Genomic DNA, 21,243 nt, shown 5'->3' with positions numbered 1-21,243 from the left:
CCGTACCCCCGTTGGGCCGGTTCCCTCACACCGGAGGTACCACGTGCGCAAAGTCGCAGTGGGTCTGCTCGGGCTTTCGCTGACGGCAACAGGACTGGTGGCGGGCACGTCCGCCAGCGCCGCGCCGACGCCGAAGTTGCCGGCGGCCGCCCCGTCGGTCGCCGAGCCTGCCCATGTCGACCACGATCTGCCCAACCCGCTGGAGGACAAGCGGCGGGCGCTGCGCCAGGAGGGCCTGAGCGAGGTCCTTTCCGGCAAGGCCAAGGCACAGAGGATCAACGGCAGCACGGTCGTCAAGGTCGGCAAGACCCAGGCCGAGGGGCAGGCCGCCCGCACGGCCACGGCCGCCAGCCTGACGCAGGACCAGTACGTCGAGCTCTCCCGCGAGCGGACCGACAAGATCTTCGTGATCCTCGCGGAGTTCGGCAACGATCGGCACCCGAACTACCCGGACCAGGACACCGACCCGGACACCGCAGGTCCGACCCGGTTCGACGGGCCGCTGCACAACGAGATCCCGGCCCCCAACCGGGCGGTGGACAACTCCACCGTCTGGCAGGCCGACTACAGCGCTGACTACTTCCGCAAGCTCTACTTCGGGACGGGTCAGGGCGACGAGTCGCTGAAGCAGTACTACGAGGCCCAGTCCTCGGGTCGCTACAGCGTCGAGGGTGAGGTCACCAACTGGGTCAAGGTGCAGTACAACGAGGCCCGGTACGGCCGCTCCGGCGGGCAGCCCTGTGCCTCGAACGTCTGCACCAACACCTGGGCGCTGGTCCGGGACGCCGCCAACCAGTGGGTCGCCGACCAGAAGGCGCAGGGGCGCTCCGACGCGCAGGTCGCCGCCGACGTCAAGGCGATGGACCAGTGGGACCGCTACGACTTCGACCAGGACGGCGACTTCAACGAGTCGGACGGCTACATCGACCACTTCCAGATCGTCCACTCCGGCGGCGACGAGGCCGACGGTGACCCGTACCAGGGTGAGGACGCGATCTGGAGCCACCGCTGGTACGCCTTCGCGTCCGACCAGGGCAACACCGGCCCGGCCAACTTCCCGGCCGGCGGTACCCAGATCGGCAACACGGGCGTGTGGATCGGTGACTACACCATCCAGCCGGAGAACGGCGGCCGGAGCGTCTTCTACCACGAGTACGGCCACGACCTCGGTCTGCCGGACGACTACAACGTCACCAGTGGTGGGGACAACAACAACGAGCACTGGACCCTGATGGCCCAGAGCCGGCTCGGCGCCAAGAACGACGGTGGCATCGGCGAGCGGGGCGGCGACCTCGGCGCCTGGAACAAGCTCCAGCTCGGCTGGCTCGACTACGAGGTGATCGTGGCCGGCCAGAAGCGCACCCTGGAGCTCGGGCCGCAGGAGTACAACACCGCCAAGGCCCAGGGCGCCGTCGTGGTGCTGCCGCAGCGGGAGTACACCTTCCAGAACGGCAAGCCGTTCGAGGGCACCAAGCAGTTCTTCTCGGGCAACGACGACGACCTGAACACGACGATGACGCGGACCATCGACCTCACCGGGAAGACCAGCGCCGCGCTGTCGATGAAGGGTCGCTACAACATCGAAGAGGACTACGACTACCTCTTCTTCGAGGCGTCCACCGACAACGGCCAGACCTGGGCGACGCTGCCGGGTACGGCCAACGGCAAGGCCCTCAAGGAGATCTCGCCCGGGCGCTTCGCCCTGGACGGCTCCAGCGGCGACAACTGGGTCGACGTCACCATCCCGATGGACGCCGCGGCCGGCAAGGTCGTGCAGTTCCGGCTGCGCTACCAGACCGACGGTGGCGTCTCCTCGGGTGGCTTCTACGGTGACGCGATCACCGTCACCGCCGACGGGCAGACGGTGCTCAGCGACGGTGCCGAGGCCGGCGCCACCGGCTGGACCCTGAACGGGTTCACCGTGGTGGAGGAGACCTACAAGCGCAAGTTCGACAACTACTACATCGCCGGCAACCGGTCGTACGTCTCGTACGACCAGTACCTCAAGACCGGCCCGTACTTCTTCGGCTACGCGAACACCCGGCCGGACTACGTGGACCACTACGCGTACCAGACGGGTCTGCTGATCTCCTACTGGAACCTCCGGTGGGCCGACAACGACACGTTCGTCCACCCGGGCGAGGGTCGTAACATGATCATCGACGCGCACCCGCGGCCGATCTACAACCTGACCGGCAACCCCTGGCGGGCCCGGGTCCAGGTCTACGACGCGCCGTTCAGCCTGAAGAAGGCCGACTCGTTCACGCTGCACATCAACAGCCAGCCCTCCTACATCCGGGGTCAGGCCGCGCAACCGCTGTTCGACGACACCCAGAAGTACTGGTACGCGGAGCTGCCGAACCACGGCGTCAAGCTCCCGGCCACCGGCACCAAGATCCGGGTCCTGGAGCAGGACGGCACCTCGCTGAAGGTCCGCTTCTCCTGAGCCACTGATCAGCGCTCCACCGATGCCCGGGCAGGTCACCTGCCCGGGCATCGCCCTTTCCGCCGCCGGCACGCTCCGGGACGGAACCGAGGAGGCCCCTGGCGAGTCCCATCCGGGTGACACCACGAACCGCCGCCCTGCCGGCCGCTGTCGCGCTGGTGCTGCTCGTACCCCTGGCAGGCTGCGCCGGGAAGGGAGACTCCGTGTCCGACGACCCGACGCCGGTCAACCCGCCCGCCTCGGCCGGCGCGGCGTCCCCGCCGCCGTCCCCGCCCGCGACCGCGCCCTCCGGCCCCCCGGTCCCGTCGGCGGGCCGGCCCACCCCGCTCTCCGCGACCGAACCGCCGACCCTGCCGCGACCCCCCGGACCGCCGAAGAAACCCACCGACAGCCGGGTGACCGACGTGCTCGCCGGCCGGATCACCCGCGGCGGCTCCGGTCCCTGCTACGGCCTGGTCACCGACGACGGCCGGGAGTACGCCCTGCACGGCAGCGGGATGGGCGTCTTCGGCACCGGGACCACGGTGCTGGTCACCATCGCGCCGGGCGACCCGGCACACGACTGCGGGCCGGGTACCCGCGCGAGCATCGTCAAAATCAGCCGGGTCGGCTGACCCAGGCCCTAGGCGGGCGTCCAGAACGGGTCGCGGCCGATGAACCCGATGAGCCGGGTTTGAGCGTCGGCGTCGTCCGGGGTGGGGACGCCGGGGCCGTACTGGCCCGACGACCGGATCACGTCTTCGAGTGGCTCCATCCCCGACAGCAGGACAGCGCAGAAGTCGGTGTCGAGCCGATCGTCCTGCCCGGTGGCGCGGGCCAGGTCCCACGTGTGCATGAACACGTCGCAGGTGTAGAACCTGTCGATCGCCTGGTCCAGTGGCACCTCGCCGATGTGCCGGTTGACGAGCATCCGTTGCGGGGTTTCCGGATCGTCCAGCAGTGCCTGCACCCCGTCGCAGTGGGCCTGCCAGGCGGCGACCGGGTCGTCGTCCACGCTCGGCCCGCTGGGCAGCTCGACGCCGGCGCCGGCGGCGAGGAACGGTGGGAACCATTCGACGAGGTGACGTACCACGTCACGGGCCGTCCAGCCGGGCACCGGCGAGGGGGCTTCCCATGGCTTGGCGTCGCGGACCCGGTCGGTGAAGGTGGTCGCGATGCGGCGGTGCCGCTCCGCGGGGCCGAGGTCAGACAGCGCCATCGGCCAGCATCCTCTCGAGCTTGGTGTAGCCGTCCTCCACGCCGATCTCCATGCCGCTCTTCAGCCAGGCGTCGCGGCTGGAGAAGCTGTCCACGAGAGACTGGGTACGGAGCCTGCTCCGGCCGTTGCCGAGATCCTCAAACCAGAGCGTCTCCAGGGCCACCCCGTCCGGGTCGCCCTCGAAGGTGAACGTCTGCACGATGCGATCCGGCCGTATCTCGTGGAAGCAGCCACGGAAGCCGAACTCCGATCCGTCCCGGATGGAGACAAACCGGAAGCTACCGCCGGTACGCGCGTCCCAATGGTCGATGCGGGTGTGCATGGTGTTCGGGCCGACCCACTGGGCGAAGAGCTCCGGGTCTGTGTGCGCCCGCAGCAGCCGTTCGGGTGTGGCCTGGAAGTCGCGGGTGATCCGGATGATCGGAACCGTGGGATCCGCTTCCACCGTTGTCATGACTGGCTCTCCTCCTCGTTGGCATCGCTCATCGCGGCCAGGACCCGGTCGAGGCGCTGGTAGCGATCTTCGGCCTGGCGGCGGTACCGCTCGATCCATTCGTCCATCAGGTCGAGCGCTCCGATCTCCAGGTGCACCGGGCGCGGCTGGGGGCCTGGTGATCGGCTCACCACACCCGCCTCCTCCAGCACCCGCAGGTGCTTGTACACCGCCTGCACGCTCATCTGGTACGGCTCGGCGAGCTGGTTCACCGTGGCGTCGGCGACCGAGAGCCTCGCCACGATGTCGCGTCGCGTCGGGTCGGCGAGGGCCGCGAGAACCTTGGACAAGGTGTCGAGCGACATCGGCGCCCCCGTTTCAACCGATCGGTTTAAAGACACGGTAGGCGGCTGGTGTGCCGAGGTCAAGGACATGCGGCACCAACTCCAGGGACCGCCATCCGCACCCGGTGGGGCGGGGACGAACACGGAACGCCCTTTGCTGGTCGGCAGCACAGAACACCTAGGCTGTGCCCCATGACCGAGCAGCGTGGCGGACCCGTCGACGAGTCCTGCGTCCTCACCGAGGGGCCGTGGACGCACCGGTTCGTCGGCGCGAACGGCAGCCGGTTCCACGTCGTCGAGGCCGGCGCCGGCCCGATGGTGCTGTTCCTGCACGGCTTTCCCGAGTACTGGTGGGCCTGGCACCAGGTGCTGCCGGCGGTCGCCGACGCCGGCTTCCGGGCGGTCGCCGTCGACCTGCGCGGCTACGGCGCCAGCGACAAGCCACCCCGGGGGTACGACGGCTACACCCTCGCCGCCGACGTCGCCGGACTGATCCGGGCGCTGGGCGAACGCTCCGCGACCGTGGTCGGCACCGGCGCGGGCGGCCTGATCGGCTGGACGGCGGCCTCGTTCCACCCCACCCTGGTCCGCCGGCTGGTGGTGCTCGGCGCGCCGCACCCGCTGCGCCTGCGGGCCGCCATCTTCGCCGACCCGCGCGGCCAGTTCGCCGCCTCCACGCCCACCCTGAAGTTCCAGCTGCCCCGGTACGAGCACCTGCTGACCCGGGACGACGGGGCCGCCGTCGAGGAGATGCTGCGCCGCTGGGGCGGCCCGCAGTGGACCCTGGGGCCGGAGTTCGACGCGTACGCGCGGAGCTGCCGGGAGGCGATCCAGATCCCGCAGGCCGCGTTCTGCGCGCTGGAGGGCTACCGCTGGGCGTTCCGGTCGGTGCTGCGGCTGCACGGCTACCGGTTCGTCCGGCTGATGCAGAAGCCGCTGGTGACCCCGACCCTGCAACTGCACGGGGCGCTGGACACCGCCTCGTTGCCGCGTACCGCCCAGGGCTCCGGCCGGTACGTCACCGCCGAATACGAGTGGCGGCTGCTCGACGGCGTGGGCCACTTCCCGCACGTCGAGGCCCCGGAGACGGTGCTCGGCGAGATCCTCCGCTGGTCGAAGTCGTGACCGGGCGGGCGGCGGATCAGACCCGCTGCTCGCGCAGGTCGGCCACCTCGCCGGCGGGTGCCCAGCCCTGGTAGACGCCGAAGTCGAAGACCTCCAGGCCCATCGCCTGCGCCACCGGCCAGCGCCCACCGGTGTACTCCACCCGCAGCCAGCCGTCGTGCTCGCCGAGGACCACGAACGGCTGCCCCTGCCAGGTGCAGGTGGTGCGTACGTACGCCAGGTCCTCGACCTCGCCGGCCGGGACCACCCGGACGTGCCGGCCGGGGCGTACCTCCGCGAAGCCGTCCCCCGGTTCGGGCTGGTAGATGCGGACGTCGTCGCCGTCCGGGCTGGCCTGGTACTCCCGCCCGCGCCACCGGGCCACGTAACCGTCGCGCATCACGGCTCACCCACCTGTCGCCAGAGCAGCGCGTCGGTGTCGAGCAGGGCGACCACCCGCTCGGTGCCGTCCGCACCGATCCGCCACAGCTGCGCGCCGTGCGGCAGCCGGGCGCTGTCCACCTTGAACTCGGCCACCACCTCGGTGCTGTCGCCCGGGGCGAAGCCGTTGCCCCGGAACGGCGGGCGCTCGATGACCCAGCCCTCCATCGCCCGCATGGCGGCCTCGTTCTGCCCGCCGTACGGGATCCGGTAGAGGCTCGGCCGGTACGCGGGCCAGCGCAGCACGTAGATCCGGTCGGCGTCACGCGCGAACGGCGAGTCCGGGTAGGCGAGACCGAGCGCGTCGTGCAACTGCGCCGGGGTGTTGAGGTGCGCCAGCTCGTTGGCCCGGTGCACGAAACCGGAGACCCGGTCGTACCCGCGCTCCAGGTAGTAGGCGAGCTGGCTCGGGGCCACCGCCTTCTGCATGGTCACCGGCCGGGTCGGGTCGGCGACCTGCGGGGCGTACCGGGGCCGCTCGGCCGGTTCCTCGACCGCGACCGCCTCCGGCTCGGTCTCGGTGTCGTCACCGAGCCCCACCTCGGCCGCCCAGTTGGCCAGCCCGACGATCTGCTCGCCGGGCAGTTTCGCCCCGATCGGGCTGCCGGGGTTGACCGCGAAGGACCACACCTCTTGCGGCCAGCGCCGGATCAGCTGCACGAACCGGACCTCGACGGTCTCCACCGGCTCCGGGCAGTGGTCGGCCAGCCGCTCCGGCGAGGTGTGCACCACCACGTACGTCTCGCCGTCGAGTTCCTCCGTACGCCAGACGAAACCGGGATCGCCGGGACGGCTGCCGGGCACCGAGTCGGGTGCCACCGGCAGGAGCACCCGGGCCAGGAGCAGCGTGGAGAGGAAGGTGTCGGTGCTGCCGGAGCCGGCCGCGTCCAGCAGGTCCTCCTCGACCGCGTTGGCGGGCTGGAACGCCTCGACCGCCTGAGCCGGAGTGACGCGGCCGGCACCGCTGGACGACGGAGCCGCCTCGCCCGGCCGGGTGTGCTCGGCGACGGAGGGGCCGGCCGGGGTCGGCCCGGCGGGCGCGGCCTCGGCCACCGGCGTCCCCGCCGGCGCGCCGCCGAAGGCCGGGGCGACGGGCGGGGTGGGCACGGTCGCCGCCTGCTGACCGCCGAAGGCCGGCGAGACGGGCGCGGCGGGAGACGGCGCTGCCGCCTCGGTCCGGCCGCCGGCGGCCGGCGAGACGGAGGCGGCGGGAGACGGCGCTGCCGCCTCGGCCCGGCCACCGACAGCCGGCGAGAGGGGGGCGGCAGAAGTCGGCGGGTCCTCGGGCCGGGCACCGAAAGCCGGCGACACGGGCGCGGTCGGGGCCGCGAAGAGCGACTCCGTGCGGTCGTCGGAAACCGGGGCGAGCCGCTCGGTGGGTTCCTCGTCGTCCGGAGCGGCCTGCGCCGCGGACCCGCCGCCCGGCACCGGAGCGATCGGCTCTGTCCGCTGCTCAGGAGCTGGGAAGACCGACCCGGTGCGCTGCCCGGCAGCCGGGAAGACCGGTTCCGTCCGCTGCCCGCGAGCCGGGAAGACCGGTTCCGTCCGCTGCTCGGGAGCCGCGAAGAGCGACGAGGTGCGCTGCTCGGCGGCCGGGAAGACCGGTTCGGTGCGCTGCCCGGGGGCGGGGGAGATCGGCTCGGTGGGGTCGTCGGCGGACGGCGAGCCGAAGGCCGGGCGGGGGAAGGTTGTTCCCGCCGGGCCGGAGGCGGCGAACTGCCCGCCGCCGGCGGAGCCGTTCATGCTGGCGCTGTTGTCCAGGCCGGCGGTGGCCGGCGGGATCCGGTCCGGCGCCGGGGTGACGGGCAGGTCCCGGGACTCGATGACGGTGCCCTCGATGACGATGGGCGAGAAGCCGCGACGCGGTGCCGGCGGCCCGGAGACCGGCTCGGCGATCGACACCGGCAGCTCCTCGACCGGCGAGGGCGTGAGCCGCGCGGACGGGTCGGGAAGGCGCTGAATCTGCTCCTCGGCGGGCGGCGCCGCGGGCGTGGGGTGCCGTCGCGGCAGCGCCTGGGTCGCCTCGGCGTCCGGCGCCGGCACCCGGAACGCCCGGGTGGACTCCTCCGCCAGCGGGTCCGGCCGTCGGTCCGCCGGCGCGGGGGGCGGCGCCTGTCCGTCGGGCCGGTCGAACTGGAACGCCCTGGTCGGTTCCTCCCCCGGCCGCGCGGTCGCCGGGCGGCGCCGGGGGAATGCCTGGCCACCGAGCCCGGGCCGCGGCGGCGGCGCGGCCCGCTCACCGGTACGCAGCGGGTCCCGCGACGCGCGGGGCGCGGCACCCCGCTCGGAGGACGGCTCGAAGAACGAGCTGCGGCCGTTGGGCGGACCGCCGTCCCCGGCGAGACGGGCGCCCAGCCCCTCCCCGAGGAGCCGACGCCGGGGCGAGGTCATCCAGGGTGCGACGGGCGGCCGGTCGGGATCGGACGATGGCGTGGCGGCCGGCCGGCCGTTGGCCGGGTCCGCCGGTGGTCGAGGCTCGCCGCCCGGCCGCGTCCCCCCGGCGGCCGGCACGACGTCCGGGTACGACGCGGCCGCCGGCACCTCCGGATACGACGCGGCGGCCGGCACCACGGGGTCCGTACCCGACGGGCGCGGCCGGTCCGGTTCCGGGCGGTACGGCGCGGCCGAGGGGCGGGCGGGGTGCGGCACCCGCGCCGGCCCGGGTGCGCCGGGGCGGGCGGCCGAGGCGTCGGGTCCCGCGCCGATGGCGGGCGTGGGGGTCGGCGGCGCCACCGGGCGCGGCTGCGACCGGGCGTCCGGGGCGGGGTCCCGCGCCTCGGTCGCCCGGGCGGGGCCGGTGCTGTCGGCCTGACCGCGGGCCACCGACTCCACGCGCTCCAGCCGGGCGCGGGCGCCCATGGTGCGACCGGGCAGGCGGACGTCGCCACGGGAGAGCTGGGAGACGAACCACGCCGGCAGGTAGCCCTCGATCGGCAGCCCAGGGTTGACGGCCAGCCACCACTCGTGGTTGGGCCAGGTGGCGGCGAGGTCGGGGTACGGGGCACGGCGGCTGGGACCGGCCGTGGCACCGAGGCAGGCGCGCAGCGCGGCGGTGGAGGTGAAGGCCAGCACGTGCGTGCGGCCACCCGTGGTCCAGGTGCCCCAGCCCAGCGGTGCCTCGCCGGCGAGGGCCTGTGCGGAGACCGGCAGGAGCAGCTCGGTGCCGGCCAGGATGCGGAAGTAAAGTTCCTGGTTGTTGGCGTGCAGCGCGTCGCGCATCGCCGTCTCGGCCTCGGTAGCCGGCTCCCAGTCGGTCACGGCCACCTCTCCTCCCGCCAACAGGCCATAGGCATCGCGTACAACCTACAAGGTACGAACAAGATCACAATGGGCTGACCGCGTGGGGTCGCGAGGCGATAACATCGCGTTCCGGAGTCGACACGATACGGAGGCGGTCGATGCACCGGCCCAGCGCGCGGCCGACCTTCGCCGGCCTGGCGGCGGTCCTGCTGACCGGCCTGCCGGCGCTCGCCGTGTCGTCGGCCACCCCCGCCCGGGCCGCCGCGCCGGCCTGCTCCGCCCCGCTCGCCCCGGCCCGCTCGGTAACCGGCGTCCCGTGGGCCCAGCGCCGGTACGCCCCGGAACGGCTGGTCCCGCTGGCCACCGGCGCGGGAGTGACCGTCGCGGTGATCGACTCGGGGGTCGACCGGCGGCACCCGCAACTGCGCGGCCGGGTGCTCGACGGCGCGGACTTCCTCGACCCGGGCGGCGACGGCACCCGCGACTGCGCCGGTCACGGCACCGGGGTGGCCAGCATCATCGCGGCCGCGTCCGTCGACGGCGTCGCCTTCCACGGGCTGGCACCCCGCGCCCGGATCCTGCCGGTACGGGTGAGCGAGCAGCAGGTGGTCGAGGGACGGGAGTCGGGGCGCACGGTCGGCGCGGCGGACTTCGCCCAGGCCATCCGGTGGGCGGTGGACCACGACGCCGACGTGCTGAACCTCTCCGTCGTGCTGTACGCGGACAACCCGGCCGTCCGGGAGGCGGTGAGCTACGCGGTGCGCCGGGACGTGGTGGTGGTGGCCGCCGCCGGCAACCTGCACAACAGCGGCGACCCGCGCCCGTACCCGGCCTCGTACGACGGGGTGCTCGGGGTCGGCGCCATCTCCCCGGACGGCACCCGCGCCGCCTTCTCCCAGACCGGCTCCTACGTCGACCTGGTGGCGCCCGGCAGCGACGTGCTGATGGCCGCGCCGGAGCAGGGGCACCACCGGGCCGAGGGCACCAGCTACGCCACGCCCTTCGTGGCCGCCACCGCGGCGCTGGTTCGGCAGTACCGGCCCGAGCTGAGCGCGACGGAGGTGGCGCGGCGGATCGTCGGCACCACCGACCCGGCGCCGGGCGACGGTCGGGGCGGGTACGGCGCGGGCGTGCTGAACCCGTACCGGGCGGTCACCGAGACCGGGGCGGCCGCGACGGCGGGGGTGCGCGGGGCGGCGGCCCTGCCGGCCGACCGGCCCGATCCGGCGCTGCTGGCCAAGCGGGCGCGACGCGCGGCGGCGCGGGACCGGGCCCTGCTGGTCGCCGGGGTCACCGGCGCGGCCGTGGCGGCGGCGGTGCTGCTGACCCTGGTGCTGCCGCGCGGCGCCGGGCGGGGCTGGCGCCCGGCCGGACCGGCCTGACCCGCCGGTGGCCGACACGGCGACGGCGGCGCCCACGGGATCGTCGGGCGCCGCCGCGCGGCCGGGCTCACTGGAACAGGCCGACGTTCTTCTTCTCCGTGTCGAGGTAGTCGGTGGCGGAGTCGTCCACCGCGAGCTTGATGTCGCGCAGCATGGCCTGCAGGTCCTGCGAGGCGGACCGCCACCGCGCCTGCCGCTGCTCGTACGCCTGCTGCGCCTCGCCGGCCCAGCTCGCCACCAGCGGGGCGGCGTCGCGCTCCAGCTGGCCGAGCTGCGAGTCGAGCGTGTTCAACGCCTTCTGGATGTCCGCGCTGGCCTGTTGCAGCGCGGCGAAGTTGACGACCAGGACACCGTGGTCCATCGGATGCTCCTCCCCCTGGTGTGGTTAAAGCGGCAGTTGGATGCCGCGGTTGGTGCCGGAGACCCGGCTGGCCGCCTCGTCGTCGGAGACGTCGTACTGCCGGCCGGCGGTGCGGATCGCCGACGCGGTCTCCCGCAGGGCGCGCTGCAACGTCGCCTGGTCCTGCGACCACTGCTGCTTGACCTGCTCGAACGAGCGGCCACCGGCGCCGCGCCAGGCCTGCTGCAACACCTCCAGCTCGGCCATCAGGCCGCTGAGCATGCTCTGCAGCGACTGGTCCACCTGCTCGAACCTCGCGGCGGTCTGCTGCATCACCGCGGCTTCTGCCTGGGTCTGGGCCACCCGGACGTCACCTCGTCTCTCCGTCGTGGCTGCCGCCGGACGATCCATGGACGCCTCGAGGCGGGGCCCACGGCGGCGACGGTCAGCCGAACTCGTCGCTGACGGTAGCGGCCCGATCGCCGTTGTGCTACCCCCTCGCCCTCCCCTGTGGACAACCGGCACCGACGGTTCCCCTTACCATGGGTCACGTTGCCGTAGCGGTACGGTGCGCACCGGTGGTCCGGCGGCGGCCTGGCGGTCCGACACGTCGAGCGGAGGAGACGCGGTGACGGCGAGCACGACGGCACGGCCGGCCCACCGCCAGCCCCTCCCGCCACAGTGGAACGCGGTCCCCGTCCGCCGGTCGACCGCCGTCCGCGCAGGTCAGGTGGCGGCCGCGCAGGTCGCGCTGGCGCTGCCGGTCGCGACCCTCGGCCGGGGCGTGGCGGCTCTCGCGCTCGCCCTGCTCGCCGCCGGGCTGCTGCTCGCCACGGCCTGGGTCCGCTGGCGCGGCCGGTGGCTGTTCGAGTGGCTCGGCACCGGCGTCGGGTACGCCACCCGCCGGCGACTGCTCGGTCCGGCCGCCGGTCCGGCCGCGCTGCTGGACCTGGTGCTCCCCGGCGCCGTGGTGCGGTCGGTGGAGCTGGCCGGCGGGCCCGCCGCCGTGATCGACGACGCCGCCGGGCTGACGGCCCTGATCGAGCTGGGCGATCCCGGAGACCTGCTCGGCGACGGCCCGCGCGCGCTGCTCGGGCCGGCCGCGCTACTGCCGCCCGCCACGACCGAGCATCCGCCGCTGCGGGTCCAGCTCCTGCTGCACGCCGCCCCAGCCCCGGCGCCCGGCGCGGCAGGCGGGACGGCGGGGACGTCGTACCGGCAGCTGACCCAGGGGCGGCTGCCCGGCCAGGAGCGGGCGCTGCTCGCCGTCCGGGCGCTGCGGGTGGACGGCTGGTCGGACGAGGAGCTGCGCCGGGCCCTGTCCGGCACCGTACGCCGGCTGGTCCGCCGGCTCGGACCGGTCGGCGCCCGACCGCTCGGCGAGCACGCGGCGCTGCGCGTACTCGGGGAACTGGCCCACCACGACGGTGGCCGGCCGATCCGGGAGACCTGGCCGGCGGTGCGCTCCGCCGACCTGCTCCAGGCCGGCTTCCGGCTGGCCCGCTGGCCCGACCCGGGCGCCGAGCTGGGTCGGCGGCTGGTGCCCCGGCTGCTGGCGTTGCCGGCCACGGCGACCAGCGTGTCGCTCCGCGCCGGTCCGCGCACCGCCGCCGACGCCGCGCCGGTGCCGGCCGAGCTGACGGTACGCCTCACCGCCCGGACGCCCGAAGAGCTGGCCCTGGCCGGCCAGGCGCTGCACCGGCTCGTCGCCGACGCCGGCGGCGAGGTACGCCGGCTCGACGGTGCGCAGCTCGCCGCCCTGGCCGCCACGCTGCCGCTGGCGGTGGCCGCCGGCCCGGTGGCGCCCGGCCCGGACCCGGAGCCGCTGGAGCTGTCCCTCGGCGACGCCGGGCTGATGGTCGGCGCCAACCGGCACGGCGGCGCGGTGACCGTCCGACTGTTCCGCGCCGAGGGCACTCGGCTGGTGCTCGTCGGCGGGCTCCGCGCGGCGCAGTTGCTGGTGCTGCGGGCGATGGCGCTCGGCGCCCGGGTGGCGGTGCGCACCGGCCGGCCGAGGGCCTGGGAACCCTTCGTGCGGGGCGTCGGCGGCATCGGGGGCGGCATCGCGGTTCTCCCGCCGGGCCGCCCGCTGGGCGGGGCGCCCGGTTCGCCGCTGTGTCCCCTGCTGCTGGTGGTCGACGCGGGCGCGGCGGCCGACGACCCCGGGCCGGGGCCGGCCTGGCAGGCGACCCTGGTGGTCCGGGACGAGCTGGCCGAGGCCGACGCGGACACCCTGGGCCGGGCCGACCTGGCGGTGCTGCAACCGCTGGACCAGCGGGAGGCGGTGCTGGCCGGCGCGGCGCTCGGGCTCGGCGGGTCGGCGGAGTGGCTGACCCGGATCCGGGACGACATGGTGGCGGTGGTCAACCGCCGGGCGCTGCGCTGGGCGCTGCTCTCGCCCACCCCGATCGAGTCGCAGCTGATCGGCCGGCCGGCCCGCCGCTGAACCCGGGGTACGCGGAGGGTTCCCCGAGTGGGCCGTGCGTGGCACGATCCCCGCCATGGGTTTTCTGAAGGGCCTTCTGATCCGGCTGGGCTCCACCGCGGCCGCCTTCTGGCTGGCGACGCTGCTCATCCCGGGCATCACCCTGGACTCCGACTCGGCCGTCGAGACGGTCACCACCCTGCTGCTGGTGGCGGTGATCTTCGGCGTGGTCAACGCGGTGCTCCAGCCGGTCATCAAGTCCGTCGGCTGCGGCTTCTACCTGCTGACCCTCGGCCTGATCGCGCTGGTGGTCAACGGCCTGCTCTTCCTGCTGACGAGCTGGATCGCCGGCGAGGCCGGGCTGCCCTTCCACGTCGACAGCTTCTGGCCCGAGGCGGTGCTCGGCGCGCTCTTCGTCAGCATCGTGACCTGGATCCTCGGCGCCATCCTCGACCGCGACTGACCCGGCGACGCCCGGGCGGGACGCGCAGGCGCGACGCCCGGGCGGGAACGGCGGCCAGTGGCCGGGAATTGGCTCGCGCGGGCCGGGGGCGTCCCGGCTAGCGTGGCCGGGGTGTTCACCCTGACCCGCGACGACGGCTACCTGCTCAGCACCGATCCCGACCGGATCGACCTCGACCGGGTGCACCGCTGGCTCTCCACCGACGCGTACTGGGCGCTCGGCCGGAGCCGGGAGACGGTGGCGGCCTCCTTCGCCGGCTCGATCCCGTACGGCGTGTACGCCGGGGGCGAGCAGGTGGCGGTGGCCCGGGTGATCACGGACCGGGCCACCTTCGCCTGGCTCTGCGACGTCTACGTCGCGCCGTCTGAGCGCGGTCGCGGGCTGGGCACCTGGCTGGCCACCGCCGTCCGGGACCACCTGGCCGGGCTGGGGGTGCGCCGGATCCTGCTGGCCACCCTCGACGCCCACGGGGTGTACGCGAAGGTCGGCTTCGCCCCGGTCGAGCCGGGCCGCTGGATGGAGTTGGACCACCGTCCGGTGAAGCCGGTCACCGGAAAGGAACACCCACCCGCCGCGCCCCTTACGGTGGAGGGGTGAATCCAGTCCGGCTCGGCTACCTGTACGGCTTCGGCGCGTACCTGCTCTGGGGCTTCTTCCCGATCTATCTGAAGCTGCTGCGCCCGGCCGGACCGGTGGAGATCCTGGCCCACCGGATCGTCTGGTCGGTGGTCTTCGTCGCGCTGCTGCTGGCCGCGATGCGCAACATCGGCTTCCTGCGCGCGCTGGCCCGCCGCCCCCGGACGCTGGCCGCCATCGTCGTCGCGGCCGCGCTGATCGCGGTGAACTGGGGCACCTACATCTACGGGGTCAACTCCGACCGGGTGGTGGAGACGGCGCTGGGATACTTCATCAACCCGCTCGTCGTGGTGCTGATCGGCGTCTTCGTGCTGCGCGAGCGGCTGCGCCCGGCGCAGTGGGCGGCGCTCGGCGTGGGCGCGGCGGCCGTGGTCGTGCTCACCGTCGACTACGGCCGGCTGCCGTACCTGGCGTTGACGCTCGCGTTCAGCTTCGCCGGGTACGGCCTGGTCAAGAAGCGGCTCGGGCTGCCCGCCGCGGAAGGGCTCTTCGTCGAGTCCGCGGTGCTGGCGCTGCCCGCCCTGGCGTACCTCGGGTGGCTGGCGCGGCGTGGCGAGTCGACCTTCGGGCACGTCTCGCTCGGGCACACCCTGCTGCTGGTGCTCGCCGGCGCGGCCACCGCCGTCCCGCTGCTGCTCTTCGCCGGCGCGGCCAACCGGCTTCCGCTGTCCGGCCTGGGCATGTTGCAGTACCTCGCGCCGATCCTCCAGCTCGGCTGCGGGGTGCTGATCTTCCACGAGCCGATGCCGCCGGCCCGGCTGGCCGGCTTCGCGCTGGTCTGGGTGGCGCTGATCGTCTTCACCGTCGACGCGGTCCGGCACACCCGCCACACCCGGGCCGCCGCCCGCACCCCGGTCCCGGCCACCGCCGCCACGCGGTGACCGGAACTCAGCGCACGTCGTAGCCCAGCACGGCGGTGCCGTCGGCGCGGACCAGCTCCAGCCGGACCAGCTCCGCGTCGGTGAAGCGGGTCGCGCCGCTGAGGCGCACCTCGTCGCCGGGCGCGGCCAGCCAGGAGCCGATCTGCTCCGTGGCGCCGTCCGGGCCGTGCGCCACCAGCCGGAACGTGTACGCCTTGCCGTAGCCGGCGGTCGCGTCGTACCCGCAGCGCATGGTGACCTCGGTGCCCCAGTCGGTGCCGGTCAACCCGATCTCGGCGTGCACCGGGGCCTTCGCCGCCACCGGCTGCATGGCGACCATCCGCACCGCTTGGACGGTCGGCCCGGGCGGCGTGGGAGGACGCAGCACGGCCGCGCCCCCGACGCCCACGACCAGGGCGAGCGCGGCGGCGGCCAGGGCGGTCAGCGCGTACCGTCGGCGCGCGCCGGACCGCTCCCGGCGCCGGCGGTCCCGGGCGGCGGCGAGCAGCGCGGGCACCCGGTTCGGCTCCTGCGGCGGGGGCAGGAACTCGTCCAGCGCGGCCGGGTCGAGCCGGCCGAGCAGCCCGGGCAGCACGGCGATCTCGGAGACCGCCTCCCGGCACGCGGCGCAGCCGGCCAGGTGCCGCTCGTAGGCGGCGCGGTCGGCGGGAGCGAGGGCGCCCAGCACGTACGCGCCGTCGTCGTGCGCGAACTCGCAGCGGGTCATCCGGTCACCCCCATCTCGGCCAGGACCAACCGTAGTGAGCGCAGCGCGTAGTGCGTGCGGGACTTGACCGTCCCCGGTGGCACCCCCAGCCGGGCGGCGGCCTCGGCCACCGAACGGCCCTGGTAGAAGCACTCGACCAGCACCTCCCGGTGGGTGGGGCTGAGCCGGTTCAGGGCCTCGGCGACGGTCCACGCCTCCACCGCGCGCTCCGCTTCGTCGACCGCCTCCGGCGGCTCGGGCAGGTCGTCGGTGAACACCTCACCGACCCGGGTGGACCGGCGCCGCCAGGCGTCGATCGCCAGGTTCCGCGCCGTGGTGAAGAGCCAGGCACGGACGGAGCCGCGCCGCGGGTCGAGCGACTCGGGGTGGCGCCAGGCCCGCAGCAGGGTCTCCTGCACCAGGTCCTCGGCCCGGGTACGGTCGCCGTTGACCAGTCGGAGCGCGTGCGCGTACAGCGCCTCCGCGTGCTCGTCGTGCAGCGCGCGCAGCAGTTGGGCGTCGTGGTCGCTGATGGTGATCCCCTCGCTCTCCGCGGCGAGTGCGGCGAATGCGTTCGCCCGTGGATACGCGCCGTCACGCCGATCGGTTCACCTGCGACCGCTGTTCACATCCGGTTAACGCCGAGTCCGGCGACCGCTCACCGCGCCCTGGCAGCCTCCGGCCGGTACGCACGTCGATCGGGTGATCCGGCGTGCCACCGATCTTGCTTCCAGGAGGCTCCTGAAATGAGCGACCGTCCCCGGCTGCTCCCCTTGCTGGGCGCCACCCGCCACGGCAGCCGCGATGCGATGACCTGTCTGTACCGGTGCGGCAACGCCTGCGACCACCCGGTGCCCAATTCTTCCGACAACGCGTACTTCGGGGACCTGGTGGAGGCCGAGGTGTCCCGGCGCGGCGTGGTCCGGGCCGGCGCGGTCGGCGCGCTGGTGCTCGGCTTCGGCGGCGCGGCCGCCGGCGCGCTTGCCGGGGCCGCCCCGGCCGCCGCCGCCCCCGGCACGCCGGTCGTCCCCGAGGCGACCGACTTCGGCCGCCCGCAGCCGTCCACCGGCGCGCTGACCTTCAAGCCGATCCCGCCGAACCAGCTCGACACCCTGGTCGTGCCCAACGGGTACGACCACGCGGTGGTCATCCGCTGGGGCGACCCGGTGGTCCCCGGCGCCCCCGAGTTCGACCTGCACGGGCAGAACGCCGCCGCGCAGTCGAAGCAGTTCGGCTACAACAACGATTTCGTCGGCGTGCTGCCGCTGGACCGGCGGGGCCGGCGGGCGCTGCTCGTGGTCAACCACGAGTACACCAACGAGGACCTGATGTTCCCCGGCTTCACCGGCCTGGACGCGCTGACCGTGGAGCAACTGCGCACCGCGATGGCCGCGCACGGCATGTCGGTGGTGGAGTTGGAGCGGGTCGACGGCACCGGGCAGTGGCGTCCGGTCGCGGGCGGCCGCCGGCCGTACAACCGGCGGGTCACCGCGCTGGGCACGAAGTTCGAGCTGACCGGCCCGGCCGCCGGCTCGGCCTGGCTGCGCACCGCCGCCGACCCGAAGGGTCGTACGGTCGTCGGCACCCTGAACAACTGTGCCGGCGGGGTCACCCCGTGGGGCACGGTGCTCTCCGGCGAGGAGAACTTCAACCAGTACTTCGTCGGGGCGGACGCCACCCCGGAGGAGCTGAAGCCGAAGCTGGCCCGCTACGGCATCACCACCACCGCCCGCTACCCCAGCGGCAGCCGGAAGTGGGAGCGGGCCGATGAGCGCTTCGACCTGGCGAAGCACCCGAACGAGGCGCACCGCTTCGGGTGGATCGTGGAGATCGACCCGTTCGATCCGGAGAGCCGCCCGCGCAAGCACACCGCGCTGGGCCGGTTCAAGCACGAGGGCGCCAACGTCATCGTGGCGAAGAGCGGGCACGTGGTCGCGTACATGGGCGACGACGAGCGCTTCGACTACCTCTACAAGTTCGTCTCCGACAAGAAGTTCCTGCCGGGCGACTCGTGGGTGGCCCGCAAGCACAACCTGACCCTGCTGGAGTCCGGCACGCTCTACGTGGCGCAGTTCGAGCAGACCAGCGCCGCCGAGATCGACGGCTCGGGCAAGCTCCCGGCCGACGGCGCGTTCAACGGCCGGGGCCGGTGGATCAAGCTGGTCAGCGGCAACCGCTCGTACGTCGACGGGATGACCGCCGCGGACGTGCTGACCTTCACCCGGCTCGCCGGGGACAAGGTCGGCGCGACCAAGATGGACCGGCCGGAGGACGTCGAGCCGAGCCTGCTCACCGGCAAGGTGTACGTGGCGCTGACCAACAACACCGACCGGGGCAAGCCGGGCAAGGCGCCGGCCGACGAGGCCAACCCGCGCAACCTCAACAAGCACGGCCAGATCCTGGAGCTGGTCGAGGACCGGGGCGACAACACGGCGGAGAGCTTCGCCTGGTCGCTGCCGATCGTCGCCGGCGACCCGACCGACCCGTCGACCTACTTCGCCGGGTACGACAAGACCAAGGTCTCGCCGATCTCCTGCCCGGACAACGTCGCCTTCGACGCCGCCGGCAACCTCTGGATCTCCACCGACGGCAACGCGCTGGGCAGCAACGACGGTCTCTTCGCCACCGCGGTCGAGGGTCCGGAGCGGGGGCACCTCAAGCAGTTCCTCACCGTGCCGGTCGGCGCGGAGACCTGCGGGCCGTTCATCACCGGCGACAACCGCTCGGTCTTCGTGGCCGTGCAGCACCCCGGTGAGATCACCGGCGCCTCCGTGGAGAAGCCGGCGTCCACCTGGCCGGACGGCGACTACGCCAAGCCGGGCGTGGTCGTCACCTGGCGGCTGGACGGCGGCCCGATCGGCAGCTGACGTTCCCCTCGGTGGCCCGGCGCCGGGCCACCGGTCGAAGGGCCCCGCTCCCCGCCAGGGACGGGGCCCTTCCGACGTCCAGGTCAGGGGTCGATCGACTCCGTTTCGGCGACATGGCGCATCGGCTGCGGTGGGATGCCGCCAGTTCGGCGAAACGGAGTCGATCAACGCCGGGCCGGCCGCGCACGCGCAGGGCGGGCCGGGGTCAGGCGTCGGCGGCGATGCCGTCGGCGACGGCGCGGGCGACGGTGAGCAGCTTGGCCCGGACCACCCGGGCCGAGGTCATCATCTCGCTGGCCGGCAGGGCGCAGGCCAGCGCGACCCGGCGTTCCATGTCCTTGTCCGGGGTGACCAGCACCGCCGCGCAGGCCACCCCCTGCCGGAACTGCCCCAGCTCCAGCTGCATGCCGCGCCGGTCCCCGGCGGCCAGGTCCGCCTCGAACGCCTCGACGGTGGTCAGGGTGGCCGTGGTGAACGGGCGCATGCCGTACTCGCGCAGGTAGCGGAAGCGCTGCTCGGCGGTGAGGGTGGCCAGCAGGCACTTGCCGAGCGCGGTGGCGTGCGCCCCCTCGTCGAAGCCGGGGACCAGGTCCTCCAGGTGCGGCGAGCGCGGCCCCTCGGCGACCGCCGTGACCGCCACCTGCCCGCCCACGAAGCGGCCCAGGTAGTGGCTCCAGCCGGTGTCGGCGGCGGCCCGACGCAGCGTCTCCCCGACCGCCGGCGGCCCCCGGAAGGCGGTCACCAGCTCCCGGTACCGGTCGGCGACCTCCAGCCCCACGATGTAGGTGCCGTCCTCCCGCCGGATCACGTAGCCCTCGTAGGCGAGGGTGCGGACCAGGTGGTACGTCGTCGCGACGGTCAGCTCGCACCGCCGGGCGATCTGTTTGACGGTCAGCCCCTTGGGGGCGCGACCGACCGACTCGAGCACGCGTAGCGCGCGGGAGACGCTCCGGATGAGATCCGAAGGCTCCGCCAGGGGGTCGCGCACAACCACCTCCGCAGCCGGGGACTTACACCATATGAAAAACCGCCCGGGGACGGAACGCCCGTTCGGGTCGAGGATTCCAGATCAGACCGCACGTGGCGTGTATCGCTGCGACACGCCGGGCGCCCGTGAGCTGGGCTCACGTAGGTTGGCCAGACGATGACCGACACCGCGCTGACTCCCTCGCCCAGCCCGCCGGCCGTAGCCCCGCTGCGGGCCGGCGCCGGGGCCATCGCCACCACCGTCGCCTCGGTCCTGCCGGTGTTCCTCGTCGGCGGCCTGGCCGTGCAGATGGGTGACGATCTCGGCTTCTCCCCCGCCGGTCTGGGTCTGGCCGTCTCGGTCTACTTCGGCATCAGCGCGCTGGCCTCGGTGCCGTCCGGCCGGCTGGTCGAGCGGTACGGCCCGGCGGTGGTGGCCCGGGCCGGCATCCTGTTGGCCGCCGGCTGCCTGTTCGCCATCGCGGTGCTGGCCCGGTCGTACCCGGTGTTGGTGGCCCTGCTCGGGCTGAGCGCCGCGGCGAACGCGCTCGGGCAGCTCGCCAGCAACGCGGCGCTGGCCCGGCACGTGCCGGCCCGGCGGCAGGGCCTGTCCTTCGGGGTGAAGCAGGCGGCAATTCCGGTCTCCACCCTGCTGGCCGGCGCGGCGGTGCCCACCATCGCCCTCACCGCCGGCTGGCGCTGGGCGTTCGTGGCTGCCGCCGGGGCCGCCCTGGCCGCCCTGCCCGCCGTACCCCCGGGGCAGCCCGGACCGGCCGGGAAGGCCGCCGGGGCGCGCGGCGGGCGGGCCACCGCGGCCCTGGTGGTGGTCGGTGTGGCGGCGACCCTCGCCGCGGCGGCCGCCAACGCGCTGGGCACCTTCGTGGTGGACTCGTCGGTGGCGCGCGGCCTCGCGCCGGGGCTGGCCGGGCTGACCCTCACGCTGGGCAGCGCGGTCTGCGTCACCGCCCGGATCGGGGCCGGCTGGCTCGCCGACCGGCGGGCCGAGGGGCACGTGGCGGTGATCGCCGGGATGCTGGTGGTGGGCGCGGCCGGGCTGGGGCTGCTCGCCCTGGCCGGCGCGGTGCCGCTGGTGGTCGGCGTGGTGCTCGGCTTCGGCCTCGGCTGGGCGTGGCCAGGGCTGATGAACTTCGCGGTAGTCAGGCTGCACCCGCAGGCCCCGGCCGCCGCCACCTCGATCACCCAGACCGGGGTGTACGCCGGCGGCTGTCTCGGCCCGCTCGCCCTGGGCGCCACCGCCAGCGCGGCCGGCTATCCGGCGATGTGGCTCACCGCGGCCGTCGCGATGCTGGCCGCCGCCGCGTTCATGCTGCTCGGCAGCCGCATGCTGACCCGCACCCCCTGACCTGCGACCGGTGCGGTCCACCTCGTGAT

20 protein-coding genes are annotated in these 21,243 nt (G+C 74.2%); 10 read left to right on the top strand and 10 right to left on the bottom strand.

What is annotated here, in order from left to right:
• Positions 1–58 precede the first annotated feature (58 nt).
• Both ACTMS9_RS02170 and ACTMS9_RS02165 read left to right on the top strand, forming a co-directional pair.
• On the top strand, positions 59–2,446 hold the full coding sequence (locus ACTMS9_RS02170) for an immune inhibitor A domain-containing protein (protein ID WP_441144000.1): 2,388 nt from the start codon (positions 59–61) through the stop codon (positions 2,444–2,446).
• A gap of 203 nt (positions 2,447–2,649) precedes the next feature.
• Positions 2,650–3,060 (top strand): hypothetical protein, encoded by a 411-nt coding sequence (locus ACTMS9_RS02165; protein ID WP_441163981.1) that lies wholly within the window; start codon positions 2,650–2,652, stop codon positions 3,058–3,060.
• 8 nt (positions 3,061–3,068) lie between these two features.
• Here ACTMS9_RS02165 and ACTMS9_RS02160 read toward each other — a convergent pair whose 3' ends face one another.
• Genes ACTMS9_RS02160 through ACTMS9_RS02150 form a run of 3 tightly spaced genes read right to left on the bottom strand, consistent with a single transcriptional unit; the run spans position 3,069 to position 4,442 of the window.
• On the bottom strand, positions 3,069–3,644 hold the full coding sequence (locus ACTMS9_RS02160) for a TIGR03086 family metal-binding protein (RefSeq protein ID WP_441163980.1): 576 nt from the start codon (positions 3,642–3,644) through the stop codon (positions 3,069–3,071).
• Positions 3,631–4,098, bottom strand: coding sequence for an SRPBCC family protein (locus ACTMS9_RS02155; protein ID WP_441143032.1), 468 nt, complete (start codon positions 4,096–4,098; stop codon positions 3,631–3,633). The genes ACTMS9_RS02160 and ACTMS9_RS02155 overlap by 14 nt, the downstream gene beginning before the upstream one ends.
• Complete coding sequence (locus tag ACTMS9_RS02150; protein WP_441143034.1) at positions 4,095–4,442, bottom strand: ArsR/SmtB family transcription factor; 348 nt, start codon at positions 4,440–4,442, stop codon at positions 4,095–4,097. The genes ACTMS9_RS02155 and ACTMS9_RS02150 overlap by 4 nt, the downstream gene beginning before the upstream one ends.
• Before the next feature lie 171 nt (positions 4,443–4,613).
• On the opposite strand from ACTMS9_RS02150, the gene ACTMS9_RS02145 reads away from it, so the two are divergent.
• A complete protein-coding gene (locus ACTMS9_RS02145) occupies positions 4,614–5,546 on the top strand; it encodes an alpha/beta fold hydrolase (protein WP_441163979.1) in 933 nt (310 codons plus the stop codon).
• A gap of 16 nt (positions 5,547–5,562) precedes the next feature.
• Here ACTMS9_RS02145 and ACTMS9_RS02140 read toward each other — a convergent pair whose 3' ends face one another.
• A complete protein-coding gene (locus ACTMS9_RS02140) occupies positions 5,563–5,928 on the bottom strand; it encodes a hypothetical protein (protein WP_441143035.1) in 366 nt (121 codons plus the stop codon).
• Positions 5,925–9,224: an SseB family protein gene (locus ACTMS9_RS02135; protein WP_441163978.1), complete on the bottom strand. Its 3,300-nt coding sequence runs from the start codon at positions 9,222–9,224 to the stop codon at positions 5,925–5,927. The genes ACTMS9_RS02140 and ACTMS9_RS02135 overlap by 4 nt, the downstream gene beginning before the upstream one ends.
• A gap of 140 nt (positions 9,225–9,364) precedes the next feature.
• Here ACTMS9_RS02135 and mycP point away from each other — a divergent pair, with 140 nt between their 5' ends.
• Positions 9,365–10,588: a type VII secretion-associated serine protease mycosin gene (gene mycP / locus ACTMS9_RS02130; RefSeq protein ID WP_441163977.1), complete on the top strand. Its 1,224-nt coding sequence runs from the start codon at positions 9,365–9,367 to the stop codon at positions 10,586–10,588.
• A 67-nt stretch (positions 10,589–10,655) separates the two neighbouring features.
• Here mycP and ACTMS9_RS02125 read toward each other — a convergent pair whose 3' ends face one another.
• A complete protein-coding gene (locus tag ACTMS9_RS02125) occupies positions 10,656–10,949 on the bottom strand; it encodes a WXG100 family type VII secretion target (protein WP_088959255.1) in 294 nt (97 codons plus the stop codon).
• A gap of 24 nt (positions 10,950–10,973) precedes the next feature.
• Complete coding sequence (locus tag ACTMS9_RS02120) at positions 10,974–11,291, bottom strand: WXG100 family type VII secretion target (RefSeq protein ID WP_441143042.1); 318 nt, start codon at positions 11,289–11,291, stop codon at positions 10,974–10,976.
• A 265-nt stretch (positions 11,292–11,556) separates the two neighbouring features.
• Here ACTMS9_RS02120 and eccE point away from each other — a divergent pair, with 265 nt between their 5' ends.
• The 4 genes from eccE (at position 11,557) to rarD (ending at position 15,333) form a co-directional block, all read left to right on the top strand.
• Positions 11,557–13,374 carry a type VII secretion protein EccE gene (eccE, locus tag ACTMS9_RS02115; protein WP_441163976.1) on the top strand — a complete coding sequence of 606 codons (1,818 nt, stop codon included), beginning with the start codon at positions 11,557–11,559 and terminating at the stop codon, positions 13,372–13,374.
• A gap of 55 nt (positions 13,375–13,429) precedes the next feature.
• A complete protein-coding gene (locus tag ACTMS9_RS02110) occupies positions 13,430–13,816 on the top strand; it encodes a phage holin family protein (RefSeq protein WP_280840688.1) in 387 nt (128 codons plus the stop codon).
• Positions 13,817–13,927: 111 nt separating this feature from the next.
• Complete coding sequence (locus ACTMS9_RS02105; RefSeq protein ID WP_441163975.1) at positions 13,928–14,413, top strand: GNAT family N-acetyltransferase; 486 nt, start codon at positions 13,928–13,930, stop codon at positions 14,411–14,413.
• Positions 14,410–15,333 (top strand): EamA family transporter RarD, encoded by a 924-nt coding sequence (gene rarD, locus ACTMS9_RS02100; protein ID WP_441163973.1) that lies wholly within the window; start codon positions 14,410–14,412, stop codon positions 15,331–15,333. Before ACTMS9_RS02105 ends, rarD begins: the two co-directional genes overlap by 4 nt.
• Positions 15,334–15,340: 7 nt before the next feature.
• Here rarD and ACTMS9_RS02095 read toward each other — a convergent pair whose 3' ends face one another.
• Both ACTMS9_RS02095 and ACTMS9_RS02090 read right to left on the bottom strand, forming a co-directional pair.
• Entirely contained in the window at positions 15,341–16,039 is a 699-nt protein-coding gene (locus ACTMS9_RS02095; RefSeq protein ID WP_441143049.1) for an anti-sigma factor family protein, read from the bottom strand.
• Entirely contained in the window at positions 16,036–16,530 is a 495-nt protein-coding gene (locus tag ACTMS9_RS02090; RefSeq protein WP_088959261.1) for a sigma-70 family RNA polymerase sigma factor, read from the bottom strand. Before ACTMS9_RS02090 ends, ACTMS9_RS02095 begins: the two co-directional genes overlap by 4 nt.
• A gap of 234 nt (positions 16,531–16,764) precedes the next feature.
• Here ACTMS9_RS02090 and ACTMS9_RS02085 point away from each other — a divergent pair, with 234 nt between their 5' ends.
• Positions 16,765–18,885: a PhoX family protein gene (locus ACTMS9_RS02085; RefSeq protein ID WP_441143051.1), complete on the top strand. Its 2,121-nt coding sequence runs from the start codon at positions 16,765–16,767 to the stop codon at positions 18,883–18,885.
• Positions 18,886–19,090: 205 nt separating this feature from the next.
• Here ACTMS9_RS02085 and ACTMS9_RS02080 read toward each other — a convergent pair whose 3' ends face one another.
• Positions 19,091–19,873 carry an IclR family transcriptional regulator gene (locus ACTMS9_RS02080; protein ID WP_441143052.1) on the bottom strand — a complete coding sequence of 261 codons (783 nt, stop codon included), beginning with the start codon at positions 19,871–19,873 and terminating at the stop codon, positions 19,091–19,093.
• A gap of 156 nt (positions 19,874–20,029) precedes the next feature.
• Between ACTMS9_RS02080 and ACTMS9_RS02075 the strand changes: the two genes are divergently transcribed.
• The gene (locus ACTMS9_RS02075) at positions 20,030–21,214 is read left to right on the top strand and encodes an MFS transporter (RefSeq protein WP_441143054.1); all 1,185 of its coding nucleotides are present in this window, start codon (positions 20,030–20,032) and stop codon (positions 21,212–21,214) included.
• Positions 21,215–21,243: the final 29 nt, after the last annotated feature.

Origin of the sequence: Micromonospora sp. L31 (assembly GCF_052068075.1) — a bacterium.
GTDB lineage: Bacteria > Actinomycetota > Actinomycetes > Mycobacteriales > Micromonosporaceae > Micromonospora > Micromonospora purpureochromogenes.
The sequence above is the reverse complement of the archived record's forward strand: the minus strand, read 5'-3'. Positions and strand labels throughout refer to the sequence as shown.